Source organism: Massilia agilis (assembly GCF_024756255.1).
GTDB classification, from domain to species: domain Bacteria; phylum Pseudomonadota; class Gammaproteobacteria; order Burkholderiales; family Burkholderiaceae_D; genus Telluria; species Telluria agilis.
This window is the reverse complement of the sequence record NZ_JANUHB010000007.1, coordinates 184,590-199,786: the sequence shown is the minus strand read 5'-3', so window position 1 is coordinate 199,786 and position 15,197 is coordinate 184,590. Positions and strand designations below refer to the sequence as shown.

15 protein-coding genes are annotated in these 15,197 nt (G+C 66.4%); 4 read left to right on the top strand and 11 right to left on the bottom strand.

Annotation, left to right across the window (positions count from 1 at the left end; all coding sequences use genetic code 11):
• Nucleotides 1–75: 75 nt before the first annotated feature.
• The 9 genes from NX774_RS22450 to NX774_RS22410 all read right to left on the bottom strand — a co-directional run bounded on the left by NX774_RS22450 (nt 76) and on the right by NX774_RS22410 (nt 10,680).
• Nucleotides 76–453 carry a nucleotide pyrophosphohydrolase gene (locus NX774_RS22450; RefSeq protein ID WP_258824517.1) on the bottom strand — a complete coding sequence of 126 codons (378 nt, stop codon included), beginning with the start codon at nt 451–453 and terminating at the stop codon, nt 76–78.
• A complete protein-coding gene (gene can, locus NX774_RS22445) occupies nt 450–1,124 on the bottom strand; it encodes a carbonate dehydratase (RefSeq protein ID WP_258824516.1) in 675 nt (224 codons plus the stop codon). The genes NX774_RS22450 and can overlap by 4 nt, the downstream gene beginning before the upstream one ends.
• Before the next feature lie 214 nt (nt 1,125–1,338).
• Nucleotides 1,339–2,469, bottom strand: a complete 1,131-nt coding sequence (dnaJ, locus tag NX774_RS22440; protein WP_258824515.1) for a molecular chaperone DnaJ — start codon at nt 2,467–2,469, stop codon at nt 1,339–1,341.
• 124 nt (nt 2,470–2,593) lie between these two features.
• Nucleotides 2,594–4,540: a molecular chaperone DnaK gene (gene dnaK / locus NX774_RS22435; RefSeq protein ID WP_258824514.1), complete on the bottom strand. Its 1,947-nt coding sequence runs from the start codon at nt 4,538–4,540 to the stop codon at nt 2,594–2,596.
• 98 nt (nt 4,541–4,638) lie between these two features.
• The gene (grpE, locus tag NX774_RS22430) at nt 4,639–5,190 is read right to left on the bottom strand and encodes a nucleotide exchange factor GrpE (RefSeq protein WP_258824513.1); all 552 of its coding nucleotides are present in this window, start codon (nt 5,188–5,190) and stop codon (nt 4,639–4,641) included.
• Between the two features lie 462 nt (nt 5,191–5,652).
• Nucleotides 5,653–6,759 carry a ferrochelatase gene (hemH, locus tag NX774_RS22425; RefSeq protein WP_258824512.1) on the bottom strand — a complete coding sequence of 369 codons (1,107 nt, stop codon included), beginning with the start codon at nt 6,757–6,759 and terminating at the stop codon, nt 5,653–5,655.
• A gap of 194 nt (nt 6,760–6,953) precedes the next feature.
• Entirely contained in the window at nt 6,954–8,618 is a 1,665-nt protein-coding gene (recN, locus tag NX774_RS22420) for a DNA repair protein RecN (RefSeq protein ID WP_258824511.1), read from the bottom strand.
• 25 nt (nt 8,619–8,643) lie between these two features.
• Nucleotides 8,644–9,546: an NAD kinase gene (locus tag NX774_RS22415; RefSeq protein ID WP_258824510.1), complete on the bottom strand. Its 903-nt coding sequence runs from the start codon at nt 9,544–9,546 to the stop codon at nt 8,644–8,646.
• Between the two features lie 129 nt (nt 9,547–9,675).
• On the bottom strand, nt 9,676–10,680 hold the full coding sequence (locus tag NX774_RS22410) for a DUF3667 domain-containing protein (RefSeq protein WP_258824509.1): 1,005 nt from the start codon (nt 10,678–10,680) through the stop codon (nt 9,676–9,678).
• Between the two features lie 130 nt (nt 10,681–10,810).
• Between NX774_RS22410 and NX774_RS22405 the strand changes: the two genes are divergently transcribed.
• The 4 genes from NX774_RS22405 to gloA all read left to right on the top strand — a co-directional run bounded on the left by NX774_RS22405 (nt 10,811) and on the right by gloA (nt 13,437).
• Nucleotides 10,811–11,122 carry a hypothetical protein gene (locus NX774_RS22405; protein ID WP_258824508.1) on the top strand — a complete coding sequence of 104 codons (312 nt, stop codon included), beginning with the start codon at nt 10,811–10,813 and terminating at the stop codon, nt 11,120–11,122.
• Nucleotides 11,123–11,184: 62 nt separating this feature from the next.
• Nucleotides 11,185–12,441: a PQQ-dependent sugar dehydrogenase gene (locus tag NX774_RS22400; RefSeq protein ID WP_258824523.1), complete on the top strand. Its 1,257-nt coding sequence runs from the start codon at nt 11,185–11,187 to the stop codon at nt 12,439–12,441.
• The gene (locus NX774_RS22395) at nt 12,438–12,869 is read left to right on the top strand and encodes an OsmC family protein (RefSeq protein ID WP_258824507.1); all 432 of its coding nucleotides are present in this window, start codon (nt 12,438–12,440) and stop codon (nt 12,867–12,869) included. Before NX774_RS22400 ends, NX774_RS22395 begins: the two co-directional genes overlap by 4 nt.
• A gap of 154 nt (nt 12,870–13,023) precedes the next feature.
• The gene (gloA, locus tag NX774_RS22390; protein WP_258824506.1) at nt 13,024–13,437 is read left to right on the top strand and encodes a lactoylglutathione lyase; all 414 of its coding nucleotides are present in this window, start codon (nt 13,024–13,026) and stop codon (nt 13,435–13,437) included.
• Between the two features lie 24 nt (nt 13,438–13,461).
• Here the strand turns inward: gloA and NX774_RS22385 are convergent, their stop codons facing one another.
• Together NX774_RS22385 and NX774_RS22380 are read right to left on the bottom strand one after the other, a co-directional pair.
• Nucleotides 13,462–14,484, bottom strand: coding sequence for a HAMP domain-containing sensor histidine kinase (locus NX774_RS22385; RefSeq protein ID WP_258824505.1), 1,023 nt, complete (start codon nt 14,482–14,484; stop codon nt 13,462–13,464).
• A complete protein-coding gene (locus NX774_RS22380; protein WP_258824504.1) occupies nt 14,477–15,190 on the bottom strand; it encodes a winged helix-turn-helix domain-containing protein in 714 nt (237 codons plus the stop codon). The genes NX774_RS22385 and NX774_RS22380 overlap by 8 nt, the downstream gene beginning before the upstream one ends.
• Nucleotides 15,191–15,197: the final 7 nt, after the last annotated feature.

The following is a 15,197-nucleotide window of genomic DNA, read 5'->3' as shown; positions in this document are numbered from 1 at the left end:
TGGGCTCCCGAGCCCACGCGCCGAATACGCGCCGCGTGATCACCGCGTGGGCACAGGTGCCCACCCTACGGGAGACTATGCCTCGCCGTCGCGCTTGTATTCGTGATACTTGCGGGCGTCGCCGCGCACCTGGTCCGCGGGATATTTGGCGCGGTTCAGCACCATTTTTTCCTGCACCGCCGCCACCAGGTCGACGTCGAGCTTGTCGGCCATCCGCACCAGGTACACCAGCACGTCGGCCATCTCGTGCCTGACCTCGCGCAGCTTCGCTTCGCCCAGTTCGCTTGCGCCGCCGTGCTGCAGCCACTGGAAATGCTCCAGCAGCTCGGCCGCTTCGACGGCCAGCGCCGCCGACAGGTTCTTCGGCGTGTGGAACTGGTCCCAGTCGCGCTCGTCCACGAACTGGCGCACCAGGTCGCGCAGCTGCAGGAACTGGCCGGACGGTTCGCTCACGCCGGGGTCCAGCCTTCGGCGTAGCGCGCCAGCAGCGACTCGTACTTCTGTGCGAGTTCTTCGGCGCTGGACACGGTCACGCCCAGGTCGCGCAGCAGGCCGTCCTTCAGGCCATAGACCCAGCTGTGGATGGTCAGTTCCTGGCCCCGCTCCCACGCGTCCTGCACGACGGTGGTCTGGGCGCAGTTGATGACCTGCTCGGCCACGTTCAGCTCGACCAGGCGGTCGTGCGCGGCGCCCTTGGGCATTACCTCGCCGAGGTAGCGGCCGTGCTTGTGCTTGACGTCCTGCACGTGGCGCAGCCAGTTGTCGGCCAGGCCAACGCGCTGGCCGGTCAGCGCCGCGCCCACGCCGCCGCAGCCGTAGTGGCCGCAGATGATGATGTGCTTGACCTTGAGTACTTCGATCGCGAACTGCAGCACCGACAGGCAGTTCAGGTCGGAGTGCACGACCACGTTGGCGATGTTTCGGTGGACGAACATCTCGCCCGGCATCATGCCCAAGAGTTCGTTTGCCGGCACGCGGCTGTCCGAGCAGCCGATCCACATGAACTCCGGCGCCTGCTGGGCGGCCAGCGATTTGAAGAAATCCGGATGTTCGGCGACCACCGAATCGGCCCATGCGCGATTCTTGGCGAACAGTTCTCGGGTGATGGGTTTTGAGTTAGGCATGTGATTCCTATGTGCTTACGCTGCGCTTGAAGGTCGCCCCCGCGGAGGCGGGGGCCCATGGACGATCTCCGACAGAGATTGCAGGCACATCCACGGCTCGGTTATCGGAGCCTCAGCATGGGTCCCCGCCTTCGCGGGGACGACGTTGCTTGAGCGCTAACGGTTATCTCGAAAAAAAACCGCTGGGACTCGCGCCATCCAGCGGTTCGGACCCTTACTCGAAGAAGTCCTTCACTTTGTCCATCCAGCCCTTGCTTTGCGGGCTGTGCTTGGCGCCGCCCTCCTTCGTCAGGCGGTCGAACTCGCGCAGCAGCTCTTTCTGCTTCTCGGTCAGCTTGACCGGCGTTTCGACCACGACGTGGCAGAACAGGTCGCCAGTATACCCCGAACGCACGCCCTTGATGCCCTTGCCCTTCAGGCGGAAGGTCTTGCCGGTCTGGGTGCCCTCGGGCACGGTGAACGACACCTTGCCCGACAGGGTCGGCACTTCGATCTCGCCGCCCAGCGCGGCCTTGGTGAACGAAATCGGCATTTCGCAATGCAGGTCGTCACCCTCGCGCTGGAACACCGCGTGCGGCTTGATGTGGATTTCCACGTACAGGTCGCCCGGCGGCCCGCCGTTGGTGCCCGGCTCGCCGTTGCCGGTCGAGCGGATCCGCATGCCGTTGTCGATGCCGGCCGGGATCTTCACTTCCAGCGTCTTGTTGCGCTTGATGCGCCCGGCGCCGCCGCAGGCCGCGCACGGCTCGGGGATCACCTTGCCGCTGCCGTGGCACTTGGGGCAGGTCTGCTGGATGCTGAAAAAGCCCTGCTGCATGCGCACCTGGCCGTGGCCGTGGCAGGTCGAGCAGGTGACGGGCGAAGTGCCCGGCTTGGCGCCGGTGCCGTGGCAGGTGTCGCACTTGTCCCAGCTCGGCACGCGGATCGTGGTGTCGAACCCGTGCGCCGCCTGCTCCAGCGTGATCTCCAGGTTGTAGCGCAGGTCTGCGCCGCGGTACACCTGCGGGCCCGAACTGCGCCCGCGGCCGCCGCCAAAGATGTCGCCGAAGATGTCGCCGAACGCATCGCCGAAACCGGCGCCGCCGCCAAAGCCGCCAAAGCCGCCCGCGCCCATGTTGGGATCGACCCCGGCATGGCCGTAACGGTCATAGGCCTCGCGCTTCTCCGGGTTGGTCAGCATCTCGTAGGCTTCTTTCACCTCCTTGAACTTCTCTTCCGCTTCCTTGTTGTCCGGATTGCGGTCAGGATGGTATTTCATCGCCAGCTTGCGATAAGCCTTCTTGATGTCCTCTTCCGAGGCATTCTTCGCGACCCCGAGGATCTCGTAAAAATCACGCTTTGCCATTTGTCGGCACCTTGCTGTTTATCTCAACTGTTGAAACGGTCTTTGCAAAAAAACCGAGCCGGGCACCATACGGCTGCTTCGGCTCGGCACTTTTCGCGGGATCAGCAAAGCCGATCCCCTTGTATTACTTGGCGTCCTTGACTTCCTTGAACTCCGCGTCCACCACGTCGTCCTGCTTGGCCGACGAGGCCTGCTCGGCGCCGGCGCCCGGCTGTGCGCCAGCTTGCGCGCCGCCAGCCTGTTGCTGCTGCATGTCGGCGTACATCTTCTCGCCCAGCTTTTGCGCCGCGGTGGTCAGGGCTGCGATCTTGGCGTCGATATCCGACTTGTCGCCGCTCTTCAGGGCGCCTTCCAGGTCGGTGATCGCCGCTTCGATCTTTTCCTTCTCGCCGCCTTCCAGCTTGTCGCCGTACTCGGTCAGCGATTTGCGGGTCGAGTGTACCAGCGCATCGCCCTGGTTGCGCGACTCGGCCAGTTCCTTCAGCTTGTGGTCCTCGGCCGCGTTCAGCTCGGCGTCCTTCACCATCTTCTGGATCTCTTCTTCCGACAGGCCCGAGTTGGCCTTGATGGTGATCTTGTTTTCCTTGCCGGTGGCCTTGTCCTTGGCGCCCACGTGCAGGATGCCGTTGGCGTCGATGTCGAAGGTCACTTCCACCTGCGGCACGCCGCGCGGTGCCGGCGGGATGCCTTCCAGATTGAACTCGCCCAGCGCCTTGTTACCGGCAGCCATTTCGCGCTCGCCCTGGTACACCTTGATGGTCACGGCCGGCTGGTTGTCGTCGGCGGTCGAGAACACCTGCGAGAACTTGGTCGGGATCGTGGTGTTCTTCTGGATCATCTTGGTCATCACGCCGCCCAGGGTTTCGATACCCAGCGACAGCGGGGTCACGTCCAGCAGCAGCAGGTCCTTGCGGTCACCGGCCAGCACCGAGCCCTGGATCGCCGCGCCAACTGCCACGGCTTCGTCCGGGTTCACGTCCTTGCGCGGATCCTTGCCGAAGTATTCCTTGACCTTTTCCTGCACCTTGGGCATGCGGGTCATGCCGCCGACCAGGATGATGTCGTCGATGTCCGAGACCTTCACGCCAGCGTCCTTGATCGCGGTACGGCACGGCTCGATGGTGCGCTCGATCAGCTCCTCGACCAGTGCTTCCAGCTTGGCGCGGGTGATCTTCAGGTTCAGGTGCACCGGTGCGCCGTTGGCCATCGCGATGTACGGCTCGTTGATCTCGGTCTGCTGCGACGAGGACAGCTCGATCTTTGCGCGCTCGGCCGAAGCCTTGATGCGCTGCAGGGCGATCGGGTCCTTCTTCAGGTCCAGGCCGTTGATCTTCTTGAACTCTTCGATGATGTAGTCGATGATGCGCTGGTCGAAGTCTTCGCCGCCCAGGAAGGTGTCGCCGTTGGTCGACAGCACCTCGAACTGCTTCTCGCCTTCGACGTCGGCGATCTCGATGATCGAGATGTCGAACGTGCCGCCACCGAGGTCATACACGGCGATCTTGCGGTCGCCCTTTTCGGTCTTGTCCAGGCCGAATGCCAGCGCGGCCGCGGTCGGCTCGTTGATGATGCGCTTGACGTCCAGGCCCGCGATGCGGCCGGCGTCCTTGGTCGCCTGGCGCTGCGAGTCGTTGAAGTAGGCCGGCACCGTGATCACGGCTTCGGTCACTTCTTCGCCGAGGTAGTCTTCGGCGGTCTTCTTCATCTTGCGCAGCACTTCGGCCGAAATCTGCGGCGGGGCCAGCTTCTTGTCACGCACGCTGATCCAGGCGTCGCCGTTGTCGGCCTTGATGATCTGGTACGGCATCAGGCCGATGTCCTTCTGCACTTCCTTCTCGTCGAACTTGCGACCGATCAGGCGCTTGACGGCAAACAGGGTGTTCTTGGGGTTGGTCACGGCCTGGCGCTTGGCCGGCGCGCCAACCAGGATCTCGCCATCGTCCTGGTAAGCAATGATCGACGGGGTAGTACGCGCGCCTTCAGCGTTCTCGATCACCTTCGGCTGGCCGTTTTCCATGATGGCGACGCAGGAGTTGGTGGTCCCCAGGTCGATACCGATGATTCTGCCCATGATTTTGTTCCTTTTATGTAATAGATTTCAGATGGCTCAAATATTGGGAAAAACTGCGTGCTTTCAAGGGTGTTTTCCGACCTTCACGATGTTTTTTGTTATTTCGGCTGCGCTGCCGTCACGATCGCGGGACGCAGCAGGCGGTCGGCGATCATGTAACCCTTCTGCAGCACGTTGACCACGGTATTGGCTTCCTGCTCGGACGGCACCACGGCTACAGCCTGGTGCTTGTTCGGGTCGAGCTTGTCGCCCGGCTGGGGCATGACCTCGACCAGCTTGTTGCGTTCGAAGGCGGCGTTAAGCTGCTTGAGCGTCATTTCCACGCCTTCCTTGATCGATTCGACGGTCGGGGCTTCCACCTTCAGTGCCATCTCCAGGCTGTCCTTCACCGGCAGCAGTGCCTCGGCAAAGCCTTCGATGGCGAATTTGTGGGCCTTGCTCACGTCTTCCTGGGCGCGCCGGCGCACGTTGTCGGCCTCGGCCTTGGCGCGCATGAAAGCGTCGTGCGTTTCAGCCAGCTTGGCTTCGGTGGCGCTGAGCTGTTCTTCGAGGCTGGGCTCGCCAGCGGCGGCCGGCGCCGCTTCCTGGGCCGGGACCTGCTCCTGGCCGTCCGGCTGGTTCGGCACCTCTTGGTTTTCTTGGTCTTGCATCGAAAAAACTCCTAGAATCAAGGACTTGGCAAAGTGTTGGTGTTGTCCTGCTGTTGTACAGGCCACCAGATGGGGCGATCTCCTACATTTTCAAGGGGAATGCGGATCAAACTGTTATGTTGCCATTTCACCATTCGTTACAAAATTTACACAACCGGGGATTCTTTTCGGCGGCGGAAGTTCTAAGATGGACTTGTGAGCAGCGTCGCGCACGAGCGACGTTTTTGTGTCGCCCTTGGGGTCGAAACCATGAAATTGCAATTGATCAGTGCCGCCATCGTGGCCTACACCATCCTCGCGATGGCGTGGATCTGCTATGCCGGCCTGGGGGTTCAGGCGCACTGAAAACCTGACATTTTAACAGGCCGGCAACGCCGGTCCCTGCCTCTGGCTCCTGAACCAGCCTGCCCGCATGCGTCACAAGTGCCCGCGCGGGCACCAGCCCTCGGCGATCCCGCCCCTCTACACCGCTCCCATCTGCGCCGCCCGCTCACCGCCGACCGCGGCATCGCGCCGTTCGGCTTCGCGCTGGGACGGGCTCATCATCGTGGGCCAGCCGATCAGGTGCTGCTCGGCAATCTCGGCCATGCCGGCGATCCAGGCCGGCGCCTCGTTCAGGCAGGGAATGTAGCGGTAGTCCTGCCCGCCGGCGGCCTCGAACTCGCGCCGCACTTCCATGTTGATTTCCTCCAGCGTTTCCAGGCAGTCGCTGGTAAAGCCCGGGCAGATCACGTCCAACCGGCGCGCGCCCTCGCGTGCCAGTTGCGCCACGGTGGGCGCGGTGTACGGCTGCAGCCATTCGGCGCGGCCGAAGCGCGACTGGAAGGTGACGATGTAGTCGTTGGGCGACAGGCGCAGGCGGTCGGCCAGCAGGCGCGCCGTCTTGTGGCATTCGCAGTGATAGGGGTCGCCCAGCAGCAGGGTGCGCTTGGGCACGCCGTGAAAACTCATCACCAGCTTGTCGCCGCGGCCGTTCGCCTCCCAGTGCTCGAGAATCGTGTCGCGCAGCGCGTCGATGTAGCCGTCGTGGTCGTGGTAATGCTTCACCAGGCGCAGTTCGGGCACGTTGCGCACGGTGGCGTAGTGCGCGAACACCGCGTCCCAGATCGAGCCGGTGGTGGTGCCGGAGTACTGGGGGTAGGCCGGCATGATCGCGATCCGGTCCACGCCCTCGGCCTTCAGGCGCGCCAGCACCTCGGGCAGCGCGGGCGAACCGTAGCGCATGGCCCAGGCCACCTTGATCGAATCATGGCCGCGCTCTTCCAGCGCCGCCTGCAGCAGCTCGGCCTGCTTTTCGGTGTGCACGCGCAGGGGCGAGCCGTCGCGGGTCCAGATCATCTCGTACTTGGCGGCCGACGCGCCGGAACGGAACGGCAGGATGACCAGGTGCAGGATGAACCACCAGATGCGCTTGGGAATCTCGACCACGCGCGGGTCGGACAGGAACTCTTTCAGGTAACGGCGCACGGCCCGGCGGCTTGGCGCATCCGGAGTGCCGAGGTTGACCAGCACGAGCGCGTTGCGGGCAACGCTGCCGTGGGTGTGCGGTGGTTCTTTTTGGAAAGGCATCTGTGCGGTGTATGGACGGCTTGTGACCCGCCATTATAAATTCAGCCACGCTTGGTGCAGCAAGGATATTTGCGCGCGCCGTCGCGGGTTGGTAGGGTGGGCGGGTCTCCCGCCCACGCGTTCAGGCTGCGCAAGCCCGGACTGGACGCGTGGGCAGCAAGCTGCCCACGCTACGATGCACGGTGCACAACCCGTCAGGACGCCAGCAGCTCGCGCGCGTGCTTGCGCGTGGTCTCGGTGATCTCCAGCCCGCCCAGCATGCGCGCCACTTCCTCCACGCGCTCGCGCGCGCCCAGCACGTCGATGCGCGAGACGGTCTTGCCCGACGCCAGCGTGCCCTTGGCCACCTGGAAGTGCTGGTTGGCCTGGCTGGCCACCTGCGGCAGGTGGGTCACGCACAGCACCTGGCGCTGCTGGCCCAGGCGCTTGAGCAGCCGGCCCACCACTTCGGCCACGCCGCCGCCGATACCGCTGTCCACCTCGTCGAAGATCAGCGTCGGCGTGACCGTGGCGCTGGAGGTGATCACCGAAATGGCCAGCGAAATGCGCGCCAGTTCGCCGCCCGAGGCCACCTTGGCCAGCGGCCGCGGCGCCACGCCGGCGTGACCGGCCACCAGGAACTCGACCTGCTCCAGTCCGTGGGCGGTCGGCTCGCAATCGGCAAGCAGCACCTCGAACTTGCCGCCGCCCATGGACAGGTCCTGCATCGCCACCGTCACCTGCTCCGACAGCGTTTTGGCCGCCTGCGCGCGGGTGCGCGAGAGCGCTTCGGCCAGCGCCATGTAGGCCGCCTTGGCCTTCTGCTCCTGGCGGCGCAGGCCGTCGATGTCGGTGGCGTCGGCCAGCTGGCGCAGCTTGTCGGCCAGCGCCGCGTGCTCGGCCGGCAGCTCCTCGGGCGCCACGCGGAACTTGCGCGCGGTGCCGTGGATGGCCTCCATGCGCGCGTCCACTTCGCGCAGGCGGGCCGGGTCCAGCTCGACCTTGTCGATGTAGTCGTTGAGCGCGTACACCGCCTCCTGCAGCTGGATGCGCGCCGGCTCCATGCAGTCGAGCACCGGCTGCAGCGCCGCGTCCACGTCCACGAGCTTGGCCAGCTTCTGGTTCAGGCCGGAGAGCTGCGACAGGATCGGATGGTCGGACTCGGAAATGGCGGCCAGCGCCTCCTGCGCGCCTTCCAGCAGGCTGGCCGCGTGCGACAGGCGGCTGTGCTCGTTGGTGATCTCGGTCCACTCGCCCGGCTTGACGGCCAGCTTGTCCAGCTCGCCCACCTGCCACTCCAGCCGCTCGCGTTCGAGCATCACGTTCTTGGCATTGGTCTCGAACTCCTCGAGCTGGCGGGCCAGCTGGCGCCAGGCCTTGTAGCTGGACGCCACCGCCTGCGCCTGCGCGCGCGCGGCCGGGTCTTGCACGGCCAGCAGGTTGTCCAGCAGCGCGCGCTGCGCGTCGTTCTTGAGCAGCGACTGGTGCGCGTGCTGGCCATGGATATCGACCAGCATCTCGCCCAGCTCGCGCAGCTGCGCGGCCGTTGCGGCCACGCCGTTGATGTAGGCCTTGGAGCGCCCCGCGTTGTCGATCACCCGGCGCAGCAGCGCCCCGCCCTCGTCGACAGCAAACTCGTTCTGCTCCAGCCAGGCCTGGGCTACGGGCGTGGCCGCGAAATCGGCCGTGATGTCGGCCTTGGCCGCGCCCTCGCGCACCATGCTCGCTTCGCCGCGCCCGCCCAGCGCCAGCTGCAGCGCGTCGATCAGGATCGATTTGCCGGCGCCGGTCTCGCCGGTCAAGACCGTAAAGCCGCTGGAGAATTCGAGCTCGATGGCATCGACGATGACGAAGTCGCGGATGGTCAGGGTGCGCAGCATGAAGAAACAGGTCTCCTGTGTGTTCTTATGAGAGCTTGCCGTCGCTGGACGGGTACTCGTTCCAGTGCAGCTTTTCGCGCAGCGTGCCGTAGTAGCTCCAGCCCTGCGGGTGCAGGAAGGTGATCATGTGCGGCGAGCGCGAGAGCACGATCTCGTCGCCGTGCTGCAGGCTGGCGAAGGTCTGCATGTCGAAGTTGACGCTGATGTCGCGGCCGTTGACGATCGTGACCACGATTTCGCTGGAGTCGGGCACGACGATCGGGCGGTTGGACAGCGCGTGCGGCGCGATCGGCACCAGCGCGAAGCCGCGCACGCTCGGGTGCAGCAGCGGGCCGCCGGCCGACAGCGCATAGGCGGTCGAGCCGGTCGGCGTGGTGATGATCAGGCCGTCCGAGCGCTGGTTGTACATGAACTGGCCGTCCACCGTCACGCGCAGCTCGGCCATGCCGGCGCCGGTGCCGCGCGCGACCACCACGTCGTTCACGGCCACGCCGCAGAAGATCATTTCGCCGCCGCGCATCACGCGCCCTTCGAGCAGGGTGCGCTGTTCGGTGGTGGCGCTGCCTTCGAGGATCTCGCCCAGCGCCGGCAGCATGCGGTCGATCGGGATGTCGGTGATGAAGCCCAGGCGGCCCTGGTTGATGCCGATGAGCGGAACGTTGTACTTGGCCAGCTGGCGCGCGATGCCGAGCATGGTGCCGTCGCCGCCGACCACCACCGCATAGGAAGCGTGCTTGCCGATCTCGGGGGCGCTCATCGCGGCCACGCCCGGCATCTGCACGTGGGCCGCGGTCTCGGCCTCGAACACGACGCGGTAGCCGGCGCCCTGCAGGAAGCCGACGATGCCGGCGACCGTTTCCTCGATCCCGGCGGTGTTGTGCCGCACGACCAGGGCGATGGTCTTTTGTGGTTCAGGCGAAGCGGGCATAGGCTAGTGGTCGGTCGATGGGTGGCACACGCGGCAGATTAACCGATTATCCATGGCGCGGCTACACGGCGGCCGGCCCGGGACTGTACAAACGCACAGTATAGTTGGGCCGGCCGGCGCGCCGCAAGTTCAGTGCGCAAGCGCCATCGCCAGGGCCGCCAGCACCGCGATGGACATGCCGAGCAGGTGCAGCGCCATCAGCACGATCCAGCGCAGCGCGGTGGCGGTGCGCGAGCCGCCATACACGCGGCGCATGGCGGTGGGCAGGTAGAACGCGAGCCAGAAGCCCAGCGCCGGGCGCAGGTAGGGCACGTTCGCGGGCAGCACGATCATCAGGATCAGCATCAGGAACGCGAACGCGTTGGTGTGCAGCGCGAACAGCAGGTGCTCGCCGTACAGGCGCCCGGAACCGAGGTACAGCAGCTTCAGGTACAGCGCAAACACCGGCATCATCGCGAAGATCGCGTACGGGCCAAAGGCGAAGAACGCCGACTTGAGCGCCTCGAACTGCTCTTCCCGGGGCAGCCTGCTGAAGTGGCCGATCTTGGCGCCCAGGTTTTTGCCCAGCTGCGCTTCGAGGCGCTGCTCGTCACCCTCGTCCAGCCGCAGGAATTCAGTATTGCCCTCCCCGTCCGGCCGCGCGCGCTTGGCCGTATCGATGGCTTTTTGGGCCAGCACGATCCCGGCGGCGGCCGCCGCGCCGCCTTCCTTCTTGGCCGCGTCGATGTCCGCCTGCACCTTGCCGAGCTGCTGCGCCTGCTCGGCTTGCTGCGCGGCCGTGACCGGCTCCTTTGGCTTTTCCGTGTTGAAGCCGTGCGTGTTCATCTTGAGCACCGCGAACAGCACCAGGCTGAACGTCAGGTACAGGCGCAGCGGCAGCACATAGCGCACGCGCTTGCCTTCGATGTAGTCGCGCGTCAGCCGTCCGGGCTTGAACAGCAACAGCACGAGTGTCTTCCACAGCTTGCTTTCGAGCGCGATGTAATGGCCGACGAACTCGTGGATGTACTCGCCCACGCCCGGCACGTGGGCGTGCGTGTCCTGCCCGCAGTGCTGGCAGTACGCGGCCTGCACGGCCGCGCCGCAGTTCAGGCAGTGGGTGGGCGGTTGGTGGACGACGGCTTCGTGTTTCAAGGCAAAGACCCTGGAATAGTTCAAGAACGGCAAGTTTAATGGCTCCGTTGTCGAAATGCATCATCCAATTGCGCGACCGCCCGCGCCGCAGCGCGTTACGATCCAGGCAACAGCATGGAAAGGAGAAGTGATGGTTACCGAAACCAAGGACCGCTTCGTCAATACCAGGGCGCCGATGCAAAACGACCAGGTCAAGCGCGAGCCGCACGAGCGCGACGAGTCGCCCGACGCCCAGGACCAGCGTCCACGCGGCGTGATCAGGCAAGCCGCCGAAGACCTGGCGCAGGGGCTGGTGGACACCGATGCGCGCGACGGCGCCGACATCGAACAGGCCACGCAGCCCGCGCCCGGCGCGACCGGCCAGGCCAACCCGCTGCCCGACCGTTCGCGCGACATGCGCGATCACGATGCGCCGCATCCCGGCCAGGGGAAGAACCAGTGAGCGCCCGGCTGGCGCTGGCTGCCGGGCTTTGGGCCGCGGCGGCAACGGCAGTCGCGCAGAACATGCCAACCGGCTTCGGCCCCAACCCGGCCTTGCCGGAACCGGAGCATTCCCTCATCCCGACCCTGCACGTCGCGCCCACCGAGCCGTGGCCCAGGGGCACGCACCCGCTGCCCGCGGCCGGGCTGGAAGTGTCCGAGTACGCGAGCGGGCTGGACCATCCTCGCAACGTGTACGTGCTGCCCAACGGTGACGTGCTGGTGGCCGAGACCAACCGCCCGGCCAGCGCCAAGGAAAAGCAAAGCATACGCAACATGGTGCAAAAACACGAGCAGAAGGTGGCCGGCGCCGGCGTACCTTCGGCCAACCGCATCACGCTGCTGCGCGGGCTCAAGCCGGACGGCAGCGCGGCCGTCAAGACCGTGTTCCTCGAAGGCCTGAACTCGCCGTATGGCATGGTGCTGGTGGGACAGGACTTGTACGTGGCCGACGCCGACGCGCTGCTGCGCTTTCCGTACAAGACCGGCGAGACGCACATCGCGGCCAAGGGCAAGGAGGTGCTGGCCCTGCCGGCGGGCATCAACCACCACTGGACCAAGAACGTGGTGGCCAGCGACGACGGCAAGAAGCTGTACGTGTCGGTGGGCTCGAACAGCAATGTCGGCGACAACGGCATGGAAGTGGAACTGGGCCGCGCCGCGATTTGGGAATACGACATCGCCAGCGGCAAGGGCCGCGTGTTCGCCACCGGCTTGCGCAACCCGAACGGGCTGGCGATCAACCCGCAAAACCACGTGCTGTGGACCAGCGTGAACGAGCGCGACGAGATCGGCAACGAGCTGCCGCCGGACTACATGACGTCGGTGAAGGAAGGCGGCTTCTACGGCTGGCCGTACAGCTACTGGGGCCAGCACGTGGACACCCGCGTCAAGCCGCAGCGGCCCGACCTGGTGGCCAAGGCCATCGTGCCCGACTACGGGCTGGGCGCGCACACCGCGTCGCTCGGCCTGGCGTTCTACGACGCCAGCCTGATGCCCCAGTTCAGGAACGGCGCGCTGGTCGGCCAGCACGGCTCGTGGAACCGCAGGCCGTTTGCCGGGTACAAGGTGATTTTCGTGCCGTTTACGGACGGAAAACCAAGCGGGCCGCCGCAAGATGTGCTGGCCGGGTTCCTGAGCAAGGACGGACACGCGTACGGCCGCCCGGTGGGCGTGGCGGTGGACCGGCAGGGCGCGATCCTGGTCGCGGACGACGTGGGCAACAAGGTCTGGCGGGTCACGCCCGCCGGCAAACATTCACCTGAAGGGAGAACACAATGATCAATCGCACCGGCAGCGCCGTCTGGAGCGGCGGCCTCAAGGACGGCAAGGGCACGGTATCGACGCAAAGCGGCGTGCTCAAGGACACGCAATACGGCTTCAAGACGCGCTTCGAGGACGGCGCCGGGACCAATCCCGAAGAACTGATCGCGGCCGCGCATGCGGGCTGCTTTACGATGGCCTTGTCGGCCCAGCTGGGCGAGGCGGGCATGACCGCCACGCGGCTGGAGACGACGGCCACGGTGTCGCTGGACAAGGCGGACGGCGGCTTTGCGATCACCGCGGTGCACCTGGCGCTGGTGGCGAGCATTCCGGGCGCCACCGACGAAGCGTTCCAGGCCGCGGCGCTCAAGGCCAAGGAAGGCTGCCCGGTATCCAAGCTGCTCAAGGGCGCGAACATCACGATGGATGCCAAGCTGCAGGCGTAGGGTGGATCTCGTAGGGTGGGCTCTCGAGCCCACGCCTTTGCAAGTGGCGCCTATCCCCGCGTGGGCTCAAGAGCCCACCCTACGCACGATCGGGCAAGAACCGCCGGGAGCGCATACAATCGCAGCTTCGTTTCACATCTCACAAGGACCACGAATGCGCATCCTGCACACCATGCTGCGGGTCGGCGACCTGCAGCGCTCGATCGATTTCTACACCAACGTACTGGGCATGAAGCTGCTGCGCACCAGCGACAACCCCGAGTACAAGTACAAGCTGGCCTTCCTGGGCTACGGCAGCAACCCCGACCACGCCGAGCTCGAGCTGACCTACAACTATGGCGTGGACAAGTACGAGATGGGCACGGCCTACGGCCACATCGCCCTCTCCGCTGACGACATCTACAAGGTGTGCGACCAGGTGCGTGCCAAGGGCGGCAACATCACGCGCGAGCCGGGTCCGGTCAAGGGCGGCAGCACCGTGATCGCGTTCATCACCGATCCGGACGGCTACAAGGTCGAACTCATCGAGCGCAAGGATGATGCAGGCGGCGCCGGCCTGAACGCCTGATCGCCCATCCCCTGCCGCGGCGGGTCAGCGCGGCAGCGTCACCCTGAAACAGCAACCGGCCTGGCCGTTGGCCAGGCATTGCGCGTCGCCGCCGTGGTGGCGCGCGATCTGGCGCACCAAATTCAGGCCCAGGCCAACCCCGCCGGCCGCCTCGCTGGCGCCGGCAACGCGGTAGAACGGCTCGAACACGCGCTCGCGTTCACCCTCGGGAATGCCCGGGCCGGCGTCGCGCACCTCCAGCCGCAGCATCCCCTGCACCTCGTCCAGCTCCACCTCGACGGCCGAACCGGCGCCGTGGCGGACCGCATTTTCAAGCAGGTTGCGCACCATGCGGCGCAGCAGCCTTGGGTCTCCGGTCATGCCGAACGCGCGCGCCTGCAGCTGCGCGCCGGCGCGCGCGCACTCCTCGGCAAGGATGCCGGTCAGGTCCACTTCCTCGGCAAGCGCGGCGCCGATGCCGACCGCCTCCAGCCGGCTGGCCAGCAGCACCTCGTCGATCAGCTGGTCCAGCTCGGCCACGTTGCGGCGCAGCTCGGACGCGACGGCCGGCGCCACCTGCCCGGCCGCCAGTTCGGCCGCCATGCGGATGCGCGCAAGCGGCGAGCGCAGTTCGTGCGAGGCGTTCGCCAGCAGCGATTTCTGGGCGCGCACCAGCGCCTCGATGCGGGCGGCGGCATCGTTGAAGCTCGCGGCCAGGCGTGCGACTTCGTCGTCGCCCTCGACCGCAACACGCGTGGCCAGCTGGCCTTCGCCCCACGCGTGAACGCTGTCCTGCAGCCGTTCCAGCCGGCGCGTCAGGCGGCGCACCACGGGATATGCCACCGTGGCCACGGCCAGCGCAATCAGCGCCAGCATCACCGCCAGCCCGGCCAGGTGCATGCCCGGGCCGACGACCGCCAGCCCCGCGGCGACGGGATCGAAGGCCAGGTGCGCCAGCGCGAACAGGAAGGCCGCAAGCAGCAGGCTGGCCAGCAAGGCCAGGTAGAGGCGCACGTACAGCCGCCGCGGCAGCGGCACGCGCGCGGCCTGCGGCGCGGCGTCACGCATCCTGCACCTTTGCGAACACGTAGCCGGCCCCGCGCACGGTGATGATGCGGCGCGGCTGGCGCGGGTCGTCCTCGATCGCGGCGCGCAGGCGGCCGATGTGGACGTCGACCGAGCGGTCGAACGGATCGAAGGCCGCGCCCTTGACCGCGTCGATCAGCTGCTCGCGCGACAGCACGCGCCCGGCGCGCTCGGCCAGCGCGACCAGCAGGTCGAACTGGTAGGCCGTGAGCACGCGCGCCTGGCCGTCCACCCGCACGGCGCGCGCGCCAAGGTCGATGTCGAGGCGGCCGAAGCGCAGCACCTCGGCGCCGGCATCGCCTGCCAGCGGCGGGCGGCGCAGCACGGCGCGCACCCGCGCCAGCAGTTCGCGCGGCTCGAACGGCTTGGGCAGATAGTCGTCCGCCCCGATCTCCAGGCCAAGGACACGGTCGAACGGATCGCCTTTGGCGGTCAACATCACGATAGGGATCGAGCGCAGCGGCGGGGCCAGCGCGCGCAGCTGGCGGCACACGTCCAGGCCGTCGGCGTCCGGCAGCATCAGGTCCAGCAGGACCAGCGCGAACGGCGCGCCGTCCTGCTGCAGCAGGGCCAGGCCCTCGCGTGCGCTGGCCGCATGCCGCAGCGCGAAGCCGTGCGGCGCGAGGTAGGCCGCGAGCATGCCTGCCAGGCGCTCGTCGTCTTCGATCATGAGGACATGCTGGACCATGCGCGGA